Consider the following 23,615-nt stretch of genomic DNA (forward strand, 5'->3'; position numbering starts at 1 on the left):
ACACCACTTTTCATTACTTTGCCTGATGCACTGCCTGCGCCATCTCTGCTACGAATTTCTTTACTTCGGGAACACAGTCCTTGCCGTACTTTGCGCATAGCTTTACTATGGCGGAGCCTACGATTGCGCCGTCTGATTTCGATGCCATGTCCCCTGCTGATTGTGGGTCTGATATTCCGAAACCGACTGCACATGGGATATCCTTTGTCTCCTTTACCAGCCGGACCATAGCTCCTATATCTGTCGTGATCTTTGATCTTGTCCCGGTCACACCAAGTGATGAGACACAGTATACAAAGCCATCTGCCTCCCTTGCTATCATCCGGATACGATCATGCGATGTAGGAGCAATAAGAGATATAAAATCTATTCCGTATTTTCTGCAGACAGACTGGAATTCATCCTTTTCCTCATATGGCACATCAGGAAGTATCAGGCCATTCATACCTATCTCTGCTGCTGTCTTTATGAACTTTTCAGTTCCATAGTGGAAGACCACATTTGCATAGGTCATAAAGACCATAGGAATATCACAGTTCTTACGGATCCTCCTTACCATATCAAAAATGCTGTCAGTCGTCACACCACCGGAAAGCGCTCTTATATTCGCCTCCTGTATCACCGGGCCCTCAGCTGTCGGATCCGAAAAAGGGATACCAAGCTCTATAAGGTCCGCACCGGCCTCTGCCATAGCATAGACCAGCTGTTCAGTTATATCAAGTGAAGGATCCCCACTTGTGATGAAGGGGATAAATGTCTTGCCGTTTTTAAATGCTTTTTCTACCATCTTATTTCTCCATTCTATTGTCAGGGATCAGGTGAGTCAGACCCACTAGACCCTATACCCTTATTCCTTAATCTGCTCTCCCCTGTATCTCGCTATTGCTGCCACATCCTTGTCCCCTCTTCCGGATACTGTTACTACTATTATCTTATCCTTATCCATTGCAGGAGCAAGCTTCATTGCATATGCTATTGCATGAGCGCTTTCGATCGCAGGAATTATTCCCTCTGTCCTCGACAGGTATTCAAAAGCGTTTACCGCCTCATCATCGGTTACAGGTACATAGTCGGCCCTTCCTATATCATGCAGATAGGCATGCTCAGGTCCTACTCCCGGATAATCGAGTCCGGCGGAAATAGAATATACCGGAGCTATCTGACCATATTTATCCTGACAGAAATATGACTTCATACCGTGGAAGATACCCAGACTTCCGGTATTTACTGTCGCAGCTGTTTCTTTGGTATCTATGCCGCGGCCTGCTGCCTCACATCCGATCAGTTTTACCGAACTGTCATCTATGAAGTGGTAAAAAGAACCGATCGCATTGGATCCTCCGCCAACACAGGCTATCACTGCGTCAGGAAGTCTGCCCTCCTTTTCCATGATCTGCTGCCTTGTCTCTCTTGAGATCACAGACTGGAAATCTCTTACGATAGTCGGGAAAGGATGAGGTCCCATACAGCTTCCCAGTACATAGTGGGTATCATCTATCCTGTTTGTCCACTCCCTCATGGTCTCTGAAACCGCATCCTTAAGCGTGGCCGTTCCACTTGTTACAGGATGCACCCTGGCACCGAGCAGCTTCATCCTATATACATTAAGAGCCTGTCTCTCCGTATCTACCTTTCCCATGAAGATTTCGCACTCGAGTCCCATATAAGCTGCAACAGTAGCAGTAGCTACTCCATGCTGGCCTGCCCCGGTCTCAGCTATGACTCTGGTCTTTCCCATTTTTTTAGCGAGAAGACACTGTCCCAGGGCGTTGTTTATTTTGTGGGCTCCTGTGTGGTTTAAGTCCTCTCTCTTCAGATAGATCTTTGCTCCTCCCAGATCCTCTGTCATATTCTTTGCATAGTAAAGAAGAGATGGGCGTCCTGCATAATTCTTGTAGAGATCTAAAAGCTCCTCGTTGAATTCCGGATCTTTCTTATACTTATTGTAAGCATCCTCAAGCTCTATCACTGCATTCATCAGCGTCTCTGGTATGTACTGACCGCCATGAATACCAAATCTACCTTTCGACATATTAACTCCTTTTTATGATTTTCATTACTTCTGCTATCTTAGCCTGATCCTTGACTCCATTTTTCTCGACTCCGCTCGATATATCCAGGCCCCATGGATGAAGTCGGTCAATGGCCTCTTTCAGATTAAAGGGATCAAGTCCACCTGCCAGAAACCATGCTCTGTCCATATCCTTACCTATAAGACTCCAGTCAAAGGTCTCTCCTCCGCCTTTGCCCTTATCGAGTAGAAGATAATCAGCAGGAGATGAAAGAGCAGTCTCTATATCCTCTTTGTTTTTTACTTCAAAGGCCTTTATCACAGGCTTACCGCTCTCCTCCTGAACCCGTCTGATGTAGTCGTCATTTTCTCTGCCATGCAGCTGAGCTATGTCTATGGAGCCATTTCTTAAGAGACCTATAACCTTTTCCGCTGGTTGATCTACGAATACACCAACGGCAGCTATCTCAGGCGAGAGGATACGTCTGAGATTTCCTGCCTCTTCACCTGTTATGCTTCGGTGACTCTTTGGAAAATCTATTATAAATCCGGCAAAATCAGGTTTATATTTATTGACTATCTCTATATCTCCAGGCCTTCTCAGACCGCAGATCTTTATCCGTGTCATCTGATTCCCTGCTCTCCTTATCTGCCATCAAGCTCCCTAAGCTTTGCTGCCTTATCCTCTGCTCTCATCAGTGTCTCTCCTATCAGAACCGCGCAAGCCCCTGAATCTGCTGCATTTCTTACATCATCTGCTGTCCTTATACCGCTTTCTGAGACAACTATGCAGTCGTCAGGGATGAGCCCTACAAGCCTTTTTGTATTATCCATATCTACAGAAAAATCGGCCAGATTGCGGTTGTTTACTCCGATAATTTTTGCCCCGCAACCTACAGCAGTTCGGATTTCTTCTGCATTATGTGCTTCAACAAGCGCATCCATTCCGAGTTCCTCGGCCCTTTGCCTGTATTCAGTGATCTGGTCAGGACTAAGTATTGCACAGATCAGAAGGACAGCCGATGCTCCAAGGACCCTGGCCTGATCCACCATATATCTGTCAACGGTAAAGTCCTTTCTTAGTACCGGTATAGTGACCCTGTCAGTAATCTCCTTAAGGTACTGATCCTTTCCTAGAAACCAGCAGGGCTCAGTCAGGCAGGAGATTGCCGAAGCACCTGCTTCCTGATATTCCTCTGCTATTTTAAGATAAGGAAAATCCTCTGCTATAAGGCCCTTTGACGGGGAGGCCTTCTTTACCTCACAGATAAATGATATCCCAGGTCCCTTCAAGGCTTCTGCAAAGGAAGGGACCTTAGTCTTTCCTGCCATAGCTTCTGCCATGGACGCCATCTGGTCTGCTGTAATACTTTCCTTATAAAGCCTTGTCCGCTCCCTTGTCTTAGCTGCTATTTCTTCAAGTATGTTCATCACTTACTTATTGCTTTCCTCTATAAACTGACTGAGCTTGTCCCCAGCCTTACCGCTGTCGATAAGCTCCTCTGCTCTCCTTACTCCCTCCTTCATATTCCCTGCCTTCCCGGCTATATAAATGGCTGCGCCGGCATTCAGGCAGACGGCCTGCCTCTTAGGTCCTTTATCTGCACCGCTTATTATGTCTCTCGTGATCCTTGCGTTTTCCTCAGGCCTGCCGCCAAGAAGCTCTTTCTTATCACAGGTCTTATATCCGAAGTCCTCAGGTGAGATCCTGTAGATGCCCTTCCTGTCTCCATTTATCTCACATACTGCTGTAGGCGAGCTCATCGATATCTCATCGAGACTGTCAAGTCCGTAAACTACCATTCCGCGCTTAACTCCGAGATTTGAAAGCACCTTTGCAAGTGGCTCGACAAGCGACTCATCATAAACCCCCATGACCTGGTAGGCTGCTCCGGCAGGAGAGGTAAGAGGTCCTAGTATATTAAAAATTGTACGTATCCCAAGCTCTTTCCTTACAGGTCCGACAAATCTCATTGCGCTGTGATATCTCTGGGCAAAAAGGAAGCAGATATTTATCTTTTTAAGAATCTCTAAGTTCCTGGCCGGATCTATATCGATCTTTACTCCTAGTGCCTCAAGGCAGTCTGCTGCTCCTGACCTTGATGAGGCTGCTCTGTTTCCGTGCTTTGCTACCGGTATATCATCTGCTGCTATTACGATCGATGCGGTGGTAGAAATATTAAAAGAATTTGAACCATCTCCGCCTGTTCCTACTATTTCAAGGACATCCATATCATTCAAGAGCTTTGTGCCTGCTGCCCTCATTCCCTCTGCGGACGCCGTTATCTCATCTATAGTCTCACCTTTCATGGAAAGGGCGGTAAGATAGGCTGCCTCCTGAACCTGGCTGGCGTTTCCGCTCATTATCTCATCCATTACACTTCTGGCCTCATCATAGGTCAGATCCTGCTTATTTACAACCTTTTTGATCGCCTCTGCTATCATTTCTGCCTCCTTATATCACTGTCTGAAAAAATTTTCCATTATCTGCTTTCCAACGTCTGTCATAACTGACTCCGGATGGAACTGAACCCCGAATACAGGATATTCCTTATGCTCTACTGCCATTATCTCCCTTTGCCCGTCATCCGAAACGGCTGTTACCCTAAGGCAGTCCGGCAGACTGTCCGGATCAGCTTCAAGCGAATGGTATCTGGCTGCGTAAAATACTTCCGGCAGGCCATCTAAAAGGATGCTCTTACCAGTCCGTCTGATTGGCTTCTTTTTACCATGCATAAGCTCCCTGGCATAGGTTATCCTTCCACCGAAGGCCTGGACTATTGACTGGTGTCCCAGACAGACTCCCATTACTGGGACTTTTCCAGCGAATGATTTAATAAGCTCCATACATATACCTGCATCCTCCGGTCTCTTTGGACCTGGAGATATGAGCAGGTAGTCAGGTTTCATTTTCTCGACGTCTTCAAGGCTGCATTCGTCATTCCTTATCACCCTTATATCCGGCCTGACCGAGCCAGCCAGATGATAAAGGTTATAGGTGAAGCTGTCATAATTATCCACAAGAACTACCATTACAGACCTCCTTCTGACTTTTCCACTGCCAGAACGACTGCCTTTGCCTTGTTCTGACACTCCATGAATTCCTTTTCAGGCACCGAATCTGCTACTATTCCAGCTCCTGATCTTATCGTCAGCTTATCATTTTTCTTATAAGCCAGCCTTATCGCTATACATACATCCAGATTCCCGCTGAAATCTATATATCCTATTGCTCCGCCATAGATTCCTCTCTGGGAATGCTCAAGCTCCTCTATTATCTGGCAGGCTCTGAATTTCGGCGCTCCGGAAAGGGTTCCTGCCGGAAGGATGGCGTCGATTGCATCGATAGCGTCCTTATCATCTCTTATCTCTCCGACTACTGTCGATCCTATATGCATGACCTGCGAAAACTTCTGTACGCTCAGGTAATCAGTCACCCTTACGCTTCCGAGCCTTGAAATCTTTCCCACATCGTTTCTTCCCAGATCCACAAGCATGTTATGCTCTGAAAGCTCCTTCTCATCAGAGAGCAGATCCTTTATCAGGGCCTGATCCTCCTCATCATTCCTTCCTCTCGCTCTCGTTCCTGCCAGAGGAAAGCTCGATACGACACCGTTCTCTAGTCTGGCCAGGGTCTCCGGCGATGCTCCTGTCATCTCTATGTCATCACTTGAGAAATAAAACATATAAGGACTCGGATTGCTGGTCCTTAAGACCCTGTATGTATCAAACAGATCACCTTTTGCCTTTGCCTGAAGAGGATCTGAGAGCACTACCTGAAATATATCTCCCTCATGGATATAGTGCTTTGCCTTTTCTACCATTCCGGCATATTCTTCTTCTGAAAAAAGAGGCTTTATCTGAGACTTGAGCTCAAGAGGGGCGAAATCATATTCATCATCACCTGTGATCACTTCCCTGATCTCCTTAAGTCTCTGCGCGGCCTTCTCATATGAATCCTCCGGATCAGTCGTATCGACCCCGCTTATCAGATAGATTTTCTGCTTATAATAGTCGAAGGCTATTACCTCGTTGAAAAGCATCAGGTCCATGTCCTTGAAATCACCGTCGTCTGAAAGATCAAGCTTTGGCTCTGCATATCTGATATAGTCATAGGAAAAATATCCGACCAGACCACCCGTGAAATATGGGAGTTCCTTTAGGACTGCGCTCTTATACTTTCTTACAATTCTTCTCAGCTCATCTCCCGGGTGGGTTACTTCAATTTCTTTAATCTCTGTCGTTCCATCATCGCATAAGGACCTTTCTACCATATGTCCCTTCTGGCAGGTGATCTCCATTGTCGGCTTGTAGCCCAGAAATGAATATCTGCCCCAGGTCTTATCCTGACTCGCGCTCTCCAGCAGATAGACATGATTGCTCTTTGCGCGAAGCTTCTTCATCACCATGATAGGTGTAAGCATATCGGAGTAGATCTCCTCATATACCGGAATCCTTCTGAATTCCGAATCCATCGCGATTTCCTTTACTCTTGATAATTCAGGCTGCATGGCTTAATTATGCTCCTTTCCGTGGTCAGGGACCAGGCCCTGATCACTAAATAAAAAAGACCCGTTCCCAGAGTCGTCTCATTAACGATCTCCAGGAACGAGTCTATAAATGTCTATAGTCCCGCGGTGCCATCCTGATTCGTGGAAGTCCACACACTTAGCAAGGTACCAACATACCTCCGGCAACTGACGCATGCCTCTCGTCACAGAGTACTAAGAAATTATATCCTTTCACTGTGCCCTCAGCGGTCCATTTGGCAAGTCTCATACGATCCGGCTCTCATCATCCCGGACTCTCTGTGCGCGATAGCTTACTTTGATCTCCGCTTCATCGGTTTCATTTAAATTTGCATTTATATTACTACTCATGTCCTGCTTTTTCAAGTGAAATTTTTTCATTTATAAAAAAGCCGGCAATTTATTTAGGCCAACATGTGGTCTGAACAGTAACGGCGCCAGGGTTCAGGGCCATTAATCCTCTCATATACCTCAAACCTCAGACCTCACACCTCACACCTTCTCTTGACGTAGCCGGCAATCGATTATAACCAGCATTATGAAAGTACAGCAAATTTTTAAAAAGCCATTGACAAAAGCCTTGGAATTTAGTAAAATAGAAAAGCACGTTGAGTATCGGAAATCTCAACCGTGTCTTGGTACAGGGCATTTTTTTAAATGCTTTTTGGAGAAGTACTCAAGAGGCCGAAGAGGTGCCCCTGCTAAGGGTATAGGTCGGGAAACCGGCGCGAGGGTTCAAATCCCTCCTTCTCCGTTTATATGGCGCCATAGCCAAGTGGTAAGGCAAAGGTCTGCAACACCTCTATCCCCGGTTCAAATCCGAGTGGCGCCTCTATATGACAGTCCAGTGAAGCTGGGCTGTTTTTTTTAGTGAATAGGAATCAGTAGTCAGGGCTTAGTGGTTTTGACCTGAAAACAGTTAAGTACCCGCTAATCCCTGGACCCTGATCCCTAATTCCTAACTACTAGCTCCTATATCCTACCCTGGCTTCGTACAGCATCCTAAGATTATCATAATAATCCGCATTCGTTGTTGCCATCCATGGTGCTACATAGAAAATTCCAAGTATTCCGAATGTACATGCACTAAGCAGTGCCCATCCTATGAAGGACAGCTGGAGAATGAAGAATTCCATCTTATGACCTTCCATCATTGCCTCTGACAGACGGCGGGCCTCTGTACCGCTTATATCAGGATCGTCTGCTATGATATAGAATGTCATCGCCCAGCAGAAGCTCTTATAGATTCCCGGTATCACGAAAAGCAGTGTCCAGAGTCCTATAAAAAGATTTGTCGTAAAGTATGCTAAAAAGACATTTCCGAACTTATCAAAAATACTGAAAATATCGCCAACTCCTGCATTTCTCATTCCTCTTACTATTCTAAGAAGAAGTACAAGGCCTCCTACTATAAGGATAGGAGAAAATATCCATGAAATGATAGAACCTACAGGTGGTACTATGGCGGCTATTCCACCTGCTATAAGAGAGGGAAGCAGGACTGCAAGAACAGCATTCCAGTAATTACCCTTGAATATAGCCCTGGCCTCTTCCTTGAGCAGGGACCTGTTCAGGATTCCGTTGAAAAAGACCGGCTGTCTCTGTACCGGCGGAGGTGTCTGATATCCGCCATTCCACCCCTTGTTATTATTTCCGTTGTTCCAGCTGCTGTTATTATTTCCACCATTCCAGCCATTATTCTGCTGATCATTCCACTGCTTGTTATTGCTCCAGCCATTCTGACCTGTGCCATTACCCTGGGCATTCCAGCTGTTATTATCAGACTGGCTGTTATTGCTCCAGCCATTCTGACCTGTGCCATTACTCTGGGCATTCCAACTGCCATTATCAGACTGGCTGTTATTGCTCCAGCCGTTCTGATCCGTGCCATTACCCTGAGTATTCCAACTGCCATTATCAGACTGGCCATTATTATTCCAGTTGCTTCCGTTGTTGAAATTATTATCCATTATTTACCTCCTCTTTGGATCAGCCCAGTCTGCAGTTGTATTTCTGGCAGAAGCTTTCGTCACTTGAACATAATACTATAATACCCCTGATGAAATTAACGATAGCAGGAATACCTGTCCAGCAGAAAAGCAGATCTACAATTCCAAGACCTATCTGTCCCATATAGAAGTTACCTACTCCTATATCACCAAAGAGTATAAAAAGTATTCCGGCAGCCACCTTACTTCTGGCCGGAAGCGGCTGATAACCATAGTTCTGAAACTGATTATAGCCATTCTGGTAATTCTGCTGGAACTGACCACCCTGCTGGTACTGATTGTTACCATAGGCATTAAACTGATTATTCTGGTTATTACCAAACTGATCATAATGGCCATTCTGATTACTTCCGTAGGGACCATACTGACTATTCTGGTTGCTTTGATACTGGCCTCCGTTTTCAGGACCAACTATAGATCCGCAATTAGGGCAGACATTGCTGCCAGACTCGATCGGAGCCCCACAATTAGGGCAAAATTTTGACATAAAATCCTCCTTGTTGGGATTAGGGGTAGGAAGTTCTTTTCGCTAAATTCGAGCTGCGCCTTCGGCTTGCTCTCGCTAATAATGAAGTTCTGTTCGCTAAGCTCAAGCTTCGCCTACGGCTTGCTTTCGCTAATCTCACAGAACGACCTCGCATAGGATTCAGACTTCGCTATCGCTCGTCTTCATCTCTATGCTTTCGGCCTCAGACAGCGGCCTCGCACCTCGCACCTCACACCTCTAACCTCACACCTCTAACCTCACACCTCTAACCTCGCACCTCTAATACAAATACCCTCCCTTATCATCTGCTACTACTATCACTGGAAAATCCTTTACTGTGATCTTCCTTATAGCCTCCGCTCCCAGATCCTCATAGGCTATGATCTTTGAGCTTGTGATACATTTTGAAAGAAGCGCCCCGGCACCTCCGATTGCTGCAAAATAAACAGCATGATTTCTTACTACAGCCTCTAGCACCTCCTTCGTTCGCTTTCCCTTTCCCACCATAGCCTTTTCTCCAAGGTCAAGCAGGGTAGGAGCGTATTTATCCATTCTGCTTGCAGTTGTAGGACCGGCCGATCCTATTGGCCTTCCCTCTCTGGCAGGAGATGGTCCCATATAGTAAATCGTTGAATCCTTAAGATCAATAGGAAGCTTCTGACCCTTTTCTATCAGGTCAAAAAGCCTTTTATGAGCTGCATCTCTGGCTACATACATTTCTCCAGTCAGATAGACGAAGTCACCGATCTTTAAACTAGAAGCTTTTTCTGCCGTGATCGGCAGATCCATATGTATCTCCATTTTATTCTCCATTTCAGATCTCACAGCTTATATGCCTGTTTACATGACAGCAGATATTTACTGCTACAGGAAGTCCTGCTATATGAGTAGGATAAGTATTTATATTTACTGCAAGAGCAGTAGTCCTTCCTCCGAGACCGGCAGGTCCTATACCAAGCGAATTTATCTCTGAAAGTGCCTCCTCCTCGAGATCTCTTACCCATTTCTTTTCTGAATGGACGCCGACCTCTCTGGTCAGGGCTTCCTTTGCCATTTCAGCAGATTTTTCGAAATTGCCGCCGATTCCGACTCCTACTACCATAGGAGGACAGGCGTTAGGACCAGCTTCCTTTACAGTTTCTACTATCGCTTCCCTGACACCATCTATACCCTGTGCAGGCTTAAGCATATAGATCCTGCTCATATTTTCACTGCCAAAGCCCTTTGGAGCAACCTTAATACGAATCTTATCTCCGGGTACTATTCTTTCATGGATTATGGCTGGAGTATTATCCCTTGTATTTACTCTCTCAATCGGGTCTGCAACAACGGATTTACGAAGATAGCCCTCCTCGTATCCTCTTCTGACTCCCTCGTTTACAGCATCATTAAGATCCGATCCGCACAGATGCACATCCTGACCGATTTCAAGAAATATAACAGCCATTCCTGTGTCCTGACAGATAGGGATCATATCCTCTGATGCTATATCAAGGTTTTTCTCAAGCTGGGATATGATCTGCTTTCCAAGAGGATCATCCTCATTTTCTCCGGCCCTGTAGATAGCCTTCTTCATATCGTCTGAAAGCTTGTAGTTTATAGAGATGCACATCTCCCTGATCTTTTCAGTTATAACCGATGTATCAATTTCTCTGATCATTGATCCCTGTCCTTTTCTGCCCTGTCAAGAAGCCTGTTTATGTCATTATTTTCCGCTTCTTTGTCAGCTGAGGAATCAGCTTCATCTGATCCGGCCTGATCCTGCGCCTCCTCAACAAGATAATCACGTCTTACCTTTGCTATAGATGCAACTTTTTCATCACCTGTCAGGTTGATAAGCTTTACTCCGGTTCCGTATCTGGACTGGAGGGTGGTCTCGGCTACCTTGATCCTTATGATGGTACCACTCGTATTGATGATCATTACCTCATCATCCTTGTTTACGACCTTGGCACCTACCAGACATCCTGTTCTATCTGTGATCCTGTAGCATTTGATTCCCTTTATCCCTCTGTTCTTAAGCGGGAATTCAGACAGCATGGTGCATTTTCCAAGACCCTTTTCTGAAACAATAAGGGCACTCTCTCCCTGAGAATCAAGCTGCATGGCAATTATACAGTCACCGTCTGACAGGTTCATTCCTCTGACACCGGTTGCATTTCTTCCCATGTCCCTTACATCAGTCGATCTGAACCTGCAGCATTGTCCCTGCTTTGTAAAGAGAATGATCTGATCCTTATCCGTCACCTTCTTTACAGTGATAAGCTCATCACCGTCCCGGAGATTTACAGCTATAAGACCATTCTTATTGATATTTTCAAATTCATCCACTCTTGTCTTCTTGACAGTTCCGCTCCTTGTTACCATGAACAGGTATTCGTCATGATCAGCGCCCTCATTTCTGTCGCGAAGGGCGATCGCGGACGTTATCTTCTCATCACCTGACAGCTGGAGCAGGTTTACTATCGCAGTACCTCTTGCAGTACGTGATGCCTCAGGGATCTTATAGGCCTTTAGCTTATATACCCTTCCCTTGTTTGTAAAGAATAGCAGATTATGATGATTCGTTGTCATCATGATCTCGGTGATGAAATCATCCTGAAGAAGCTCTGTACCCTTTATTCCTTTTCCGCCACGGTTCTGAGCCTTGAAATTGTCCATGCTCATCCGCTTTATATAGCCCAGATTGGTAAAGGTAATGACTGTATTGTCATCAGGGATCAGATCCTCATCGTCGATCTCATCATCCTCACCTGAAACTATGACTGTCCTTCTGTCATCTCCGTATTTTTCCTTGTATACGATGATCTCCTTTTTGATCACACCGAGAAGCAGCTTTTCATCTGAGAGTATGGCCTTATACTCCTTTATCTTTATCTGGAGTCCGTCATACTCATCCAAAAGCTTCTGTCTCTCGAGTCCAGTAAGGGCACGAAGTCTCATTTCTACTATATTTGAAGCCTGAACCTCGTCAAGACCGAATCTCTCCATAAGTCTTGTCTTTGCTGTCGCAACATCGTTTGATGATCTTATTATAGAGATGACCTCGTCGATAAAATCGAGCGCCTTTAACAGACCCTCAAGTATATGGGCTCTTTCCTCTGCCTTATTGAGATCGTATTTTGTACGTCTTGTGACTACCTCCTCCTGGAAGGACAGATAGTAGTCAAGCATCTCCTTCAGGTTTAATACCTTAGGCTGATTATCAACAAGTGCAAGCATTATAGCACCATAGGTTTCCTGGAGCTGGGTATGCTTGTAGAGCTGATTCAGCATGATCTGAGGATTTATATCCTTACGTAGCTCGATGGCTATCCTCATTCCCTCACGGCTTGTCTCATCACGAAGGGCTGTGATGCCGTCGAGCTTTTTATTCTTTACCAGATCTGCTATATTTGCTATAAGCCTTGCCTTATTTACATAATAAGGCAGCTCTGTTATAACTATCCTGTTTTTTCCGTTGGCCATCGGCTCAATATCTGTGACGCCTCTGACCTTTATCTTTCCACGGCCGGTTCTGTATGTCTCACTTATTCCTCTGTGACCTAATATCTGGGCTCCTGTAGGAAAATCAGGTCCCTTAATTATAGTCATTATCTCATCAATATCCGTATCCCTGTCATTTTCAATACGATTATCGATTATACGGACAACTGCGTCTATTACCTCACGAAGGTTGTGTGGAGGAATATTTGTAGCCATACCAACTGCTATACCCTGGGCTCCGTTTACCAGAAGATTAGGGTAACGCGAAGGGAGGACAAGGGGCTCCTTTTCAGTTTCATCATAGTTTGGAATGAAATCAACCGTATCCTTGCCTATATCCTGGATCATAGCCAGAGATATCTTTGAAAGTCTGGCCTCTGTATACCTCATGGCTGCCGGACTGTCTCCGTCTACTGATCCGAAATTTCCATGACCATCAACAAGAGTATATCTGGTGTTCCAGTCCTGAGCAAGATTTACAAGGGCTCCGTAGATAGAGGAGTCTCCATGCGGATGATATTTACCCATTGTATCACCAACTATACGGGCGCATTTCCTATGCGGCTTGTCCGGATAGTTGTTCATCTCGCTCATAGAATAGAGGATTCTTCGCTGAACAGGCTTCAGACCATCCCTCACATCCGGAAGTGCTCTTGAGACTATAACGCTCATAGAGTAATCGAGATAAGAGGACTCCATGGTCTTCTTCAGATCTACCTCTCTTATATTGTCAAAAATTTTGTCGTCCATTTTTCTTCCTTGTCAGATTCTGACATGTTAAATATCAAGGTTTTCAACCTTTTTAGCGTTTTCAATGATGAATTCTCTGCGGGGCTCTACCTCATCTCCCATAAGAGTGGAAAATACCTTGTCAACCTCTGAAAGGTCGTCATCATCCATATTCACTCTCTTCAGGATCCTTCTTTCAGGATCCATAGTGGTCTCCCAGAGCTGATCAGCATCCATCTCACCAAGTCCCTTGTATCTCTGGACCTTGTTATTCTGGTCACGGCCTATCTGATCCATGATCTGATTCAGCTGGTCATCATTGTAGGCATACCATACCTTTTTATTTTTTTCGACCTTGTAGAGAGGAGGCATTGCCAGATAGACATAACCCTGCTTGATAAGCTCAGGCATATATCTGTAGATAAAGGTCAGCATCAGCGTAGCTATATGAGCTCCATCAACATCGGCATCAGTCATTATTATAATCTTATGATATCTGAGCTTTGTGATATCAAAATCGTCAAGGATTCCTGTTCCGAAGGCTGTTATCATGGCCTTTATCTCTTTATTGCTGTATATCTTGTCCTCACGGGCCTTTTCCACATTCAGGATCTTGCCGCGGAGAGGAAGTATCGCCTGAGTAGCACGGCTTCTAGCAGACTTCGCTGAGCCACCGGCTGAATCTCCCTCGACTATGAAGATCTCGCAGTTTGCCGGATCCTTATCGGTACAGTCTGCCAGCTTTCCCGGAAGGGATGTAGAATCAAGAGCTGTCTTTCTCCTTGTCAGATCTCTGGCCTTTCTTGCTGCCTCCCTTGCTCTCTGGGCCAGAAGCGATTTCTCACAGATGATCTTTGCGACCTGAGGATGCTGTTCCAGATAATAGGTCAGCTGCTCACTTACAACTGAATCAACAGCGGTCTTTGCATCGCTATTCCCAAGCTTCTGCTTGGTCTGTCCCTCAAACTGAGGTTCTGAGATCTTTATGCTGATGATAGCTGTAAGTCCCTCTCTTATGTCATCTCCGGTAAGTGGAGGATCATTTTCCTTTATAAGCTTATTCTCATGAGCATAGTTATTAAAGGTCCTTGTGACCGCAGCCTTGAAGCCGGCCACATGGGTTCCGCCTTCAGGTGTAATGATATTATTTACAAAGCTGTATGAGGAATCATTGAAGGAATCATTATGCTGCATGGCAACCTCTACAAGCACATCATTCTTTTTTCCCTCACAATAGATCACATCCGGATAGAGCGGCTGCTTACCACGATTTAGATATTCCACGAATTCCTTGATACCGCCCTCGTAGTGAAAGACATCTGTCCTGTCCTCTTCACCTCTATGATCAGTCAGAGTGATCTTTAAGGCCTTAGTAAGGAAAGCAGTTTCCCTCAGTCTGGTCTTTAAGGTATCAAAATCGTATTCAGTCGTCTCAAATATAGTCTCGTCAGGCTTGAATGTGACCCTGGTTCCGGTCTGATCAGACGGACATTCTCCAACGACCTTCAGATCATACATGGTCTTGCCCTTTTCATATTTCTGCTTATAGACCTTTCCATCACGTCTGACCTCTACCTCCAGCCAGTCGGAAAGAGCATTTACTACTGAGGCTCCTACTCCATGAAGACCTCCTGATACCTTGTAGCCTCCGCCTCCGAACTTACCTCCGGCATGCAGGACCGTAAATACGACCTCAACACCCGGCTTTCCTGATTTGTGGTTAATATCTACAGGTATCCCACGTCCATCGTCAGTTACAGTTATGGTATTACCCTTATTGATCTCAACCTGTATATGATGACAAAATCCTGCAAGTGCCTCATCAACAGAGTTATCAACAATCTCATATACAAGATGGTGAAGTCCCTTTGCAGAGGTCGATCCTATATACATTCCAGGTCTTTTTCTGACTGCCTCGAGGCCCTCAAGGATCTGTATCTGGTCACCACCGTATTCATGTTCAACCATTATTTCTGCTCCGTTTCCTTTCCTGCTAGATCCGTGGAATCAGTCACTTCTGTAACGGTTCCTTTTACTACTTCAAAAATTTTATTTATTTTATACTGACTTCTTACAAAATCATCAAGCCCTGTACAGCTGATAAGCGTCTGGGTCTGTGACAGACTCTTGAGAAGATCCTGCTGTCTCTTGCTGTCAAGCTCTGATAGCACATCATCGAGCAGCAGAACAGGCTTTTCTCTTGTAGCCTCCTCCATCACATTTACCTCGGAAAGCTTAAGCGAAAGGGCTGCTGTTCTCTGCTGTCCCTGGGATCCGAACTTTCTTAAATCTGCACCTGCCAGATCAAATCTCAGATCATCTCTGTGAGGACCCTTTGTGGTCGTCCCAAGCCTTAAATCATTATCAAGTGATCTAACAAGTGCTTCTCTGAAGTCATTCTCTGACACATTACTTTCATAGCTGAGTCTTACCTCTTCCTTTTCACCTGAGATCTCACTGTGGATTTCACTCACTACAGGTGATATCTCCTCTATAAACTGCCTTCTACGACTGATTATCTTTTCTCCATAGCCTGCCAGGGCCATATCCCACACAGACAGGGTATCAAGAAGTCCTCTGTTCCTGTATATTTCCTTCAAAAGGCTGTTTCTTTGGGCGAGTGCCTTGTTATATTCACTTAGATTATAAAGATAGACTCTGTCTATCTGACAAAGCTCTGTATCTATAAACCTTCTTCTCTTGTCCGGTCCCATCTTTATTATAGACAGGTCATCAGGCGAGAAAAATATCACATTCAGTATTCCAAACAGCTCAGAGGCCTTTTTTATAGGGACCCGGTTTATTGCTATTCCCTTGGAATGTCCTCTTTTCAGATGGACATCTATCTGATATGTCATGCCGGCCTTTTCCACAATGGTCATGATATGTCCCTCATTCTGATCGAACCTTATCATTTCGCTGTCCCGGCTTCCTCTGTGGGACCGGCTTGTGGAGCAGACTCCTATGGCTTCAAGTATGTTGGTCTTCCCCTGGGCATTATCACCCCAGATGATATTGGTTCTGGGATCAAACTGTATGGAAAGATTCTGATAATTTCTGAAATCTCTCAGATCCAGGGATCTTACTATCATCTACCAACCTTTATCTCTTCTCCATCGTATACCACGACATCACCCTCATAGAGCTTTCTTCCTCGTCTGGTATCGGTCTCGCCATTTACTGTGACCTCACCATTCTGGATAACCTCCTTGGCTTCCACGCCTGAGCTTACCAGACCGGCCTTCTTAAGAAGCTGACCAAGCTTTATGAATTCATCTGTTTCTCTTATGTTTATAACCATATTATCTTACGTTATTAAAATTTATCGGCAGTATCAGATAGATATATGATTCCGTTTCGTTCTTAATAAAGCAAGGCGATTTTGAATCAAAGAAATACATAGTAACCTCTTCATCATCTATTGCCTTAAGTGCCTCTACCAGGAACTTAGGATTGAAGCCTATCATCTGATCTGCTCCCTCCTTGACTATAGGAAGACTCTCGTTCATTGTTCCTACTGCAGAGTTTCCTATAAGCTCCATCTGATCATCTGCAATCCTTACTATGACCGGGTTCTTACGGGCCTCTACCTCCCTTACAAGAAGCGTAGCACGTGTCACACCCTCTATCAGCTCTCTTCTGTTGACTTTTATCTTTGTATTGAACTCATTTCTTATCATCTTCTCATAGTTGAAGTACTCTCCATCTATAAGCCTTATGACCATAATAGTGTATTCAATCTCAAAGATCATCTTTGAAGGAGTGATATATACAGAAACCATATCGTTCGATTCGGAACTTAAGATCTTGTTGATCTCGTTCATCTGCCTTCCTGGTACCACGACATTTACATCTGGATATGATTCCTTAAGAGAACAATTCCTGATTGAGATACGGTGTCCGTCAAGGGCTACCATTCTGAGGTTGTTTCTGGAAATATTGAACAGGATACCTGTCATCATCTTGTTGGCGTCATTGTCAGATACAGCAAAAGCTGTCTGTCTGATCATTTCCTTAAGAGCCAGCTGGGACATCACGACCGGATCCGTTATCCTTACAGGATCGAGAGCAGGGAAGTCCTGTCCTGATTTTCCTATTATCTTATAGAGTGCCTTATCGCATCTGATCGTCGTATGGAAAACCTCGTCCGTATCTATGTAGACCGTGCTCTTTGGAAGATTCCTTACCACATCAGAAAAGAGCTTTGCATCAAGGGCTACTATTCCCTCCTCATCGATTTCACCGTCTTTTACCTGATTTTCTATTCCCAGATCCATATTGCTTGCAGTAAGTATTATCTGTCCGTTGAATGCCTTTACAAGTATACATTCAAGTATAGGCATAGTTGTCTTTACAGGTACAGCCTTTGTTACTACATTTACGCTTTCAAGAAGCGCCTCCTGTGAACATGAGATCTTCATTTTTCTGACGGACTCCTTTCTCATCATTATTATCTAAAAGATAATAATCTTATTATTATAGTCAGTAGATATGTGGAAAAGTCCCGTTTTCCGCTATATATCAATGTTTCTTTAAAAAATATCCATGTCATCAGCTGTTAGTCTGATGTTTGACGGTCTTTATAGACTGTGAATATTTCACCTATGAATTAGGATCGATCTTCTTTTTTATAGCATCGATCTGTTTTTTCAACTCTTCATTGTTCTTATAATCATCTGCTACCTTGTTGGCACCGTAGATAATTGTCGAATGGTCCCTTCCACCAAGCAGCTGGCCGATCGCATCAAGTGGATAATCTGTTAGCTGCTTGCAGAGATACATGGCTATCTGCCTTGGCTCGGCTATATTCTTACTCCTGTTCTTCGATGTCATCTGGTCTATGGTCAGATCATAGTGGTCAGCGACTACCTCGATTATGAGCTGGGGAGTGATCTCCCTTGGCTTTTCAGGAGAAATGATGTTGGCAAGCTCCTGCTGGGCTATATCCATAGTGATTTCTGTGTGCTCTATATTGGAGTAGGCTATGAGCTTGTTAAGGGCGCCTTCTATCTCACGGACATTAGTAGTAATGTTTGTTGCTATGTAGTTAAGTATCTCATCAGCAAGATTTATATTCTCATCCTCGACCTTTTTTCGGAGAATAGCCATTCTTGTCTCATAGTCAGGATTGCCTATGTCAGCCATGAGTCCCCATTCGAATCTTGATCTGATACGGGACTCTAAGGTCTTCATTTCCTTAGGAGGACGATCAGAAGTAAGGACAATCTGTTTTCCGGCGGAGTGGAGAGCGTTGAATGTGTGGAAAAACTCCTCCTGAGTCGATTCCTTACCTATTATAAACTGTATATCATCGATCATCAGCACATCAACCTTACGGTATTTCTCCCGGAATTTGCTCATTGCCGAGGTATTGTTGGTACTTCGTATAGATTCGATGACCTCGTTTAGAAATTCCTCTGAGGTCACATAAAGAACTTTTTTTTCAGGATTATGCAGCAGTATATAGTTTCCTATCGCATGCATAAGGTGGGTTTTGCCAAGTCCCGGACCACCGTATATATAGAGCGGGTTAAAATTCTTTCCGGGAGTCTCTGCAACCGCAAGTGCAGCATTCTGGGCAAAACGGTTATTATTTCCTACTACGAATGAATCAAACGTATATTTGTCATTCAGGTTAGAATTCATGTAGTTTGGATTTCTGAGAAGATCCTCCTGTGAAACTTCAGTCTTTGTATCAAGCTGGTTGGCCAGAATGAAGTGGATATTATATTCCTTTCCTGTCATGTCAGCTATCTTTGTGATCAGCGGCTTCTCATATTTCTTGGAAATATAATTGATAGCCATCTCATCAGTCTCATCCGATGCCATGACTGTCAGCTCATTTCCATCTACTGAAACAATCTTCAGTGGTGCAAGCCAGGTGTTGAATGAGACATCAGCTATTTCATAATCATTCTTGACTGAGAGAAGTATATCCTCCCACATTGACGCAATATCGTCCATTACCGTTTTACTCCAGACTATATATTATAATAGGAAGAAACACATTCTTCCCCTGTGATTTCGTCAAAAAACCACTATCTATTTTACCTAAAATTAAGAGAAACTTCAACTCCTAACAGAAATTTATGTTGATATTTTTAGTTATCAACAATTTTATTCACATTGCCAACATCTTGTATGTTTACAAAATATGGTCTCTTATGTTGTAGCTTGACATTCTTCAGATTTTTGTTAAAATGATAGTCGATATTCTGTCCACGTAGATAATATTTTAAGGAGGTGCGTATATATGAAGATGACATTTCAGCCAAAGAAGCGTCAGAGAGCCAAGGTTCATGGCTTCCGTTCAAGAATGAGCACAAAGGGCGGCCGTAAGGTTCTCGCTGCAAGACGTGCTAAAGGCAGAAGAAAACTCACAGCATAAGCTGTTTACTATGAAGTTTTCAGAATCTCTTAAGAAGAATTCAGATTTCAGGAGGGTTTACAGAAAGGGTCATTCTAAGGCAGACAGTCTTTTTGTCCTTTATGTACTCCCCAATGATCTGAATGAAAACAGGATTGGTATTTCTGTCAGCAAGAAAGTTGGAAATAGTGTAGTCAGGCATCATATCACAAGACTTGTCCGTGAGAGCTACAGGCTTAATGAGGATTCATTTATCTGCGGATATGATCTTGTCCTTGTAGCCAGACCATATGCCAGATCAAAAAGCTTTGATCAGGTCTCTTCCTCACTTCTTTCTCTGATGAGATATCATCATTTATTATTGGAACAAGCTTTATGATGAAAAGATTTATTATCTTTCTGATTAAATTCTATAGAAAATATATTTCTCCGTTCAAGACGACAAAATGTCCTTACTATCCTACCTGTTCCACATATGGCCTTATAGCTGTGGAAAAGCATGGTGCTCTTAAGGGTGGAGCATTAGCACTCTGGAGAATTATCAGATGCAATCCATTTTCAAAGGGTGGATATGATCCGGTTCCGTGATTGGAGGATTTGTTTTGATACCAGTTTTTTTAACAGCATATAATGGTACATTTATCGGTCCTATAGCAAAGGGACTTGGATGGATAATGGACAAGATCTATTATCTGATCTATACAGTTCTTGGAATACACAATGGTTCGATAGCCTTTGCTATTGTTCTTTTTACTTTTATCATATATATGGCTCTTCTTCCTCTTACATACAAGCAGCAGAAGTTTTCAATGCTGCAGCGTAAGATGCAGCCGGAGCTTTCAGCAATCCAGAAGAAATATAAAGGAAAAAGGGATCAGGCTTCCATGCAGGCCATGAATGAGGAAACTCAGGATCTCTATGCCAAGTATGGAGTCTCCCCTATGGGAAGTTGTATCCAGCTTCTTATCCAGATGCCTATCCTTTTTGCCCTCTACCGTGTCTTCTACAATATTCCTGCATATCTGGGTGAGGTCAAGGGGATATTTAGCGGACTTACCAACAGTATTGTAAGTACTAGTGGATATGAGAAGATAATGACAGCGCTGGCTAAGACTGCCGGTGTTGCCAACACTTCTTTCAATGGCAGTGGAACTGCATCAAAGAATTTTGTCATTGATGTCCTCTATAAGCTTCCTGATTCAGGCTGGATGAAGCTTACAGATAAGTTCCCGGATCTCTCATCCCAGATCAGGGATACTCATGGCATACTTCATTCTGTAAATTATCTTGGCAATCTTAATATTTCAGATACGCCATGGAGACTTATAAGCTATGGCTTTTCAAACCATTTGATTGGCCTTGCTATCGGGGCTATCCTTATTCCGATACTTGCCTATGGTACCCAGTATCTTAATATGAGGCTTACACCTCAGTCTAATGATTCTAATGATCAGATGGCTCGTCAGATGAGGACCATGAACCTCATGATGCCTCTCATGACTCTTTTCATCTCTTTTACTACTCCTGTAGGTCTTTCTATTTACTGGATAGCCGGTGCCGTGATCAGATCAATACAGCAGGTCCTTCTCAATCGTCACTTTGAGAATATAGATCTGAATGATATAATTGAAAGAAACAAAGAAAAGGCACAGAAGAAGAGAGAGAAGAGAGGAATCGCCCGTGATAAGATGATGCAGTACTCAAACATGAGTACCAGAAGCTTAAGCAGTAAGGCTAACTCCCTTAATGATAAGGAAAGGGTTGACCAGCTTGAAAAGGCAAGGGAGACTGCATCTCATGCCAGAAAGGGCAGTATGGCTTCGAAGGCTAATCTGGTTAGGGATTTCAATCAGAGGAATACGAAATCTAACCACAAGGGAGGTAATTGATTATGGAGGAATTCAGAGAGTTTACCGGCAAGACTGTTGAAGATGCGATAACAAACGCATCAGTTGCTTTAGGGCTTCCTTCATCTGAGCTTGAGATCGATATTCTTGATAAGGGCTCAAATGGCAGGCTTTTTGGTATTGGGGCCAAGGATGCTGTTATAAACGCAAGGATAAGGTCTACATCATGTGAGGATATTGCCAGGGATTTCCTTGATCAGGTCTTTGATAAGATGGGTCTTACTGTGAATATAGAGATGCTCTATAATGACGAGGAGAGCGTTCTTTCGATAAACTTGAGCGGTGACCATATGGGTCTTCTTATCGGTAAGAGAGGACAGACCCTTGATAGTCTTCAGTATCTTACAAGCCTTGTTATCAACAAGGGACACGATAATTATATACGTGTTAAGCTTGATACGGAGGATTATAGACACAGAAGAAAAGAGACTCTTGAGAATCTTGCAAGGAATGTTGCCTATAAGGCTAAGAAGACTCATAGATCCCAGTCTCTTGAACCAATGACTGCTTATGAGAGAAGGATTATCCACACTGCTCTTCAGGATGATGACGAGGTAACTACATTTTCTGAGGGAGAAGAGCCATACAGACATGTGGTAATCGACCTTAAGAGATAAGAGGATATTTAAGGCCTCCCTTATGGGAGGTCTTTTTTATAAGAACTTATCAACTTTATCAACTTTTGATGTTGATAATAACGTTAAGAAGGCTATTATGAAGAGTGTATATGATACTATTGCAGCTATAGCGACCCCTTTATCCTCTTCCGGAATAGGTATAATAAGGGTAAGTGGCGGTGAATCTATCAAGCTTGTGGATAAAATATACAAGGGAAGGGCTTCCCTTACCTCTTATGCTGCCAATACCATTAACTACGGTCATATTGTTGATGGGTCCGGCGAGATTGTGGATCAGGTCCTTGTTTCTGTATTCAAGGCTCCGCACAGTTATACCGGTGAGGATACTGTTGAGATAAACTGCCATGGTGGAATCTATGTTTTAAAACGGGTTCTTTCACTTGTCTTTTCAACAGGGGTCCGTCAGGCAGAACCAGGTGAATTTTCTAAGAGAGCCTTTTTAAATGGAAGAATGGATTTGTCTGAGTCTCTTTCTGTAATGGATCTTATTTCCTCTTCAAGTGAAAGAGCCTATCGGAATTCCATCCGTCAGCTTTCTGGATTTCTTTCTGAAAAGGTAAAAATACTCCGTTCTGAAATCTTACGTGAGGCAGCTTTTATTGAAGCATCATTAGATGATCCTGAACATTATGATCTGGATGGATTTGATCAGAAGCTATGCTTTAGTCTGAATAAATGGAAGAAGGAGCTTTTTCTTCTTATTTCAAGCTATGATCAGGGTTCGCTTATTAGGGATGGAATTGATACCGTTATTACCGGACCTCCTAATGTTGGTAAGTCGTCTCTTCTTAATTTTCTTTCGGGAAATGAAAGAGCTATAGTGACCGATATTCCTGGCACTACAAGGGATATTATAGAGGAGAGGGTAGTCTTTGATGATCTTGTATTAAATCTAGTGGATACTGCCGGTATCAGGGTGACATCTGATGCTGTAGAATCTATAGGAGTAAGGAAGGCTATAGAGGCTAAAGAAAATGCTGACCTTATTCTGTACTTAGTTGATTCATCTGTACAACTAAGTCAGTCTGATATTGAAAATATCTCTGCGCTTGATCAGTCCTATTCTATTGTTTTATTAAATAAGTCTGATCTCGATACTGTAGTAGAAAATGATGATATTCGCCGCTTTTTTAATGGTTTGGTGGTATCTTTTTCTACAAAAACAGGGCAGGGTTTTCATGAACTGAAGGACTGCATCGATAAGCTCTTCTTTGATGGCGGTCTGGATAAGGACAGGTTCTATATTACTTCTGAGAGGATTTATAATGATCTGCTTGATGCTAATAAATCTCTGGATCTTGTCAGTCGATCAGTAGCTAATGGTCTGTCGGAGGATTTTTTCACCTCTGATCTTTATGATGCCTACAGGTCCTTGGGATATATTCTAGGCGAAGAGGTCAGTGACGATCTTGTAAATAAGGTCTTTTCTGATTTCTGTATGGGAAAGTGAGC

The 23,615-nt window shown here is 43.7% G+C and carries 23 protein-coding genes and 2 tRNA genes; 8 read left to right on the forward strand and 17 right to left on the reverse strand.

Features of this window, described 5'->3' with window-relative positions:
- Positions 1–13: 13 nt before the first annotated feature.
- The 7 genes from trpA to ACTNCK_RS06710 are packed head-to-tail and all read right to left on the reverse strand — an operon-like array spanning position 14 to position 6,522.
- Positions 14–787 (reverse strand): tryptophan synthase subunit alpha, encoded by a 774-nt coding sequence (gene trpA / locus ACTNCK_RS06680; RefSeq protein ID WP_441081726.1) that lies wholly within the window; start codon positions 785–787, stop codon positions 14–16.
- Positions 788–847: 60 nt separating this feature from the next.
- Positions 848–2,032, reverse strand: a complete 1,185-nt coding sequence (gene trpB / locus ACTNCK_RS06685) for a tryptophan synthase subunit beta (protein ID WP_441081727.1) — start codon at positions 2,030–2,032, stop codon at positions 848–850.
- A 1-nt stretch (position 2,033) separates the two neighbouring features.
- Entirely contained in the window at positions 2,034–2,639 is a 606-nt protein-coding gene (locus ACTNCK_RS06690; RefSeq protein ID WP_441081728.1) for a phosphoribosylanthranilate isomerase, read from the reverse strand.
- A 17-nt stretch (positions 2,640–2,656) separates the two neighbouring features.
- Complete coding sequence (trpC, locus tag ACTNCK_RS06695; protein WP_441081729.1) at positions 2,657–3,442, reverse strand: indole-3-glycerol phosphate synthase TrpC; 786 nt, start codon at positions 3,440–3,442, stop codon at positions 2,657–2,659.
- Positions 3,443–3,445: 3 nt separating this feature from the next.
- Positions 3,446–4,456, reverse strand: a complete 1,011-nt coding sequence (gene trpD / locus ACTNCK_RS06700) for an anthranilate phosphoribosyltransferase (RefSeq protein WP_441081730.1) — start codon at positions 4,454–4,456, stop codon at positions 3,446–3,448.
- A gap of 15 nt (positions 4,457–4,471) precedes the next feature.
- Positions 4,472–5,044, reverse strand: a complete 573-nt coding sequence (locus tag ACTNCK_RS06705; protein ID WP_441081731.1) for an anthranilate synthase component II — start codon at positions 5,042–5,044, stop codon at positions 4,472–4,474.
- Entirely contained in the window at positions 5,044–6,522 is a 1,479-nt protein-coding gene (locus tag ACTNCK_RS06710; RefSeq protein ID WP_441081732.1) for an anthranilate synthase component I family protein, read from the reverse strand. Before ACTNCK_RS06710 ends, ACTNCK_RS06705 begins: the two co-directional genes overlap by 1 nt.
- Before the next feature lie 684 nt (positions 6,523–7,206).
- Between ACTNCK_RS06710 and ACTNCK_RS06715 the strand changes: the two genes are divergently transcribed.
- A tRNA-Ser gene (locus ACTNCK_RS06715) sits at positions 7,207–7,294 on the forward strand.
- 7 nt (positions 7,295–7,301) lie between these two features.
- Positions 7,302–7,372 (forward strand) — tRNA-Cys (locus ACTNCK_RS06720).
- Between the two features lie 133 nt (positions 7,373–7,505).
- Here ACTNCK_RS06720 and ACTNCK_RS06725 read toward each other — a convergent pair.
- From ACTNCK_RS06725 to dnaA, 10 genes are all read right to left on the reverse strand, one after another.
- A complete protein-coding gene (locus ACTNCK_RS06725) occupies positions 7,506–8,510 on the reverse strand; it encodes a DUF975 family protein (protein WP_441081733.1) in 1,005 nt (334 codons plus the stop codon).
- Between the two features lie 19 nt (positions 8,511–8,529).
- Complete coding sequence (locus tag ACTNCK_RS06730; protein ID WP_441081734.1) at positions 8,530–9,036, reverse strand: NINE protein; 507 nt, start codon at positions 9,034–9,036, stop codon at positions 8,530–8,532.
- A 279-nt stretch (positions 9,037–9,315) separates the two neighbouring features.
- Positions 9,316–9,849, reverse strand: coding sequence for a Fe-S-containing hydro-lyase (locus ACTNCK_RS06735; RefSeq protein WP_441081735.1), 534 nt, complete (start codon positions 9,847–9,849; stop codon positions 9,316–9,318).
- A gap of 1 nt (position 9,850) precedes the next feature.
- Positions 9,851–10,696 carry a fumarate hydratase gene (locus ACTNCK_RS06740; protein WP_441081736.1) on the reverse strand — a complete coding sequence of 282 codons (846 nt, stop codon included), beginning with the start codon at positions 10,694–10,696 and terminating at the stop codon, positions 9,851–9,853.
- Entirely contained in the window at positions 10,693–13,272 is a 2,580-nt protein-coding gene (gene gyrA, locus ACTNCK_RS06745) for a DNA gyrase subunit A (protein ID WP_441081737.1), read from the reverse strand. The genes ACTNCK_RS06740 and gyrA overlap by 4 nt, the downstream gene beginning before the upstream one ends.
- Positions 13,273–13,299: 27 nt before the next feature.
- Positions 13,300–15,219 (reverse strand): DNA topoisomerase (ATP-hydrolyzing) subunit B, encoded by a 1,920-nt coding sequence (gyrB, locus tag ACTNCK_RS06750; protein WP_441081738.1) that lies wholly within the window; start codon positions 15,217–15,219, stop codon positions 13,300–13,302.
- Positions 15,219–16,343, reverse strand: a complete 1,125-nt coding sequence (gene recF, locus ACTNCK_RS06755; RefSeq protein WP_441081740.1) for a DNA replication/repair protein RecF — start codon at positions 16,341–16,343, stop codon at positions 15,219–15,221. The genes gyrB and recF overlap by 1 nt, the downstream gene beginning before the upstream one ends.
- On the reverse strand, positions 16,340–16,552 hold the full coding sequence (locus ACTNCK_RS06760; RefSeq protein WP_441081742.1) for an RNA-binding S4 domain-containing protein: 213 nt from the start codon (positions 16,550–16,552) through the stop codon (positions 16,340–16,342). The genes recF and ACTNCK_RS06760 overlap by 4 nt, the downstream gene beginning before the upstream one ends.
- Position 16,553: 1 nt before the next feature.
- Positions 16,554–17,672 carry a DNA polymerase III subunit beta gene (gene dnaN, locus ACTNCK_RS06765; protein ID WP_441081743.1) on the reverse strand — a complete coding sequence of 373 codons (1,119 nt, stop codon included), beginning with the start codon at positions 17,670–17,672 and terminating at the stop codon, positions 16,554–16,556.
- A 181-nt stretch (positions 17,673–17,853) separates the two neighbouring features.
- Positions 17,854–19,215: a chromosomal replication initiator protein DnaA gene (gene dnaA / locus ACTNCK_RS06770; protein WP_441081744.1), complete on the reverse strand. Its 1,362-nt coding sequence runs from the start codon at positions 19,213–19,215 to the stop codon at positions 17,854–17,856.
- A gap of 289 nt (positions 19,216–19,504) precedes the next feature.
- Between dnaA and rpmH the strand changes: the two genes are divergently transcribed.
- From rpmH to mnmE, 6 genes are all read left to right on the forward strand, one after another.
- The gene (rpmH, locus tag ACTNCK_RS06775; RefSeq protein ID WP_441081745.1) at positions 19,505–19,639 is read left to right on the forward strand and encodes a 50S ribosomal protein L34; all 135 of its coding nucleotides are present in this window, start codon (positions 19,505–19,507) and stop codon (positions 19,637–19,639) included.
- 10 nt (positions 19,640–19,649) lie between these two features.
- The gene (rnpA, locus tag ACTNCK_RS06780; protein ID WP_441081746.1) at positions 19,650–19,997 is read left to right on the forward strand and encodes a ribonuclease P protein component; all 348 of its coding nucleotides are present in this window, start codon (positions 19,650–19,652) and stop codon (positions 19,995–19,997) included.
- Positions 19,997–20,206, forward strand: coding sequence for a membrane protein insertion efficiency factor YidD (yidD, locus tag ACTNCK_RS06785; protein WP_441081790.1), 210 nt, complete (start codon positions 19,997–19,999; stop codon positions 20,204–20,206). Before rnpA ends, yidD begins: the two co-directional genes overlap by 1 nt.
- 14 nt (positions 20,207–20,220) lie before the next feature.
- Positions 20,221–21,507, forward strand: a complete 1,287-nt coding sequence (locus ACTNCK_RS06790; protein WP_441081747.1) for a YidC/Oxa1 family membrane protein insertase — start codon at positions 20,221–20,223, stop codon at positions 21,505–21,507.
- A gap of 2 nt (positions 21,508–21,509) precedes the next feature.
- On the forward strand, positions 21,510–22,142 hold the full coding sequence (jag, locus tag ACTNCK_RS06795) for an RNA-binding cell elongation regulator Jag/EloR (protein WP_441081748.1): 633 nt from the start codon (positions 21,510–21,512) through the stop codon (positions 22,140–22,142).
- Between the two features lie 97 nt (positions 22,143–22,239).
- Positions 22,240–23,613 carry a tRNA uridine-5-carboxymethylaminomethyl(34) synthesis GTPase MnmE gene (gene mnmE, locus ACTNCK_RS06800; protein WP_441081749.1) on the forward strand — a complete coding sequence of 458 codons (1,374 nt, stop codon included), beginning with the start codon at positions 22,240–22,242 and terminating at the stop codon, positions 23,611–23,613.
- Positions 23,614–23,615: the final 2 nt, after the last annotated feature.

This window comes from Candidatus Weimeria sp. HCP3S3_B5 (assembly GCF_052064335.1).
Classification (GTDB): domain Bacteria; phylum Bacillota; class Clostridia; order Lachnospirales; family Lachnospiraceae; genus Weimeria.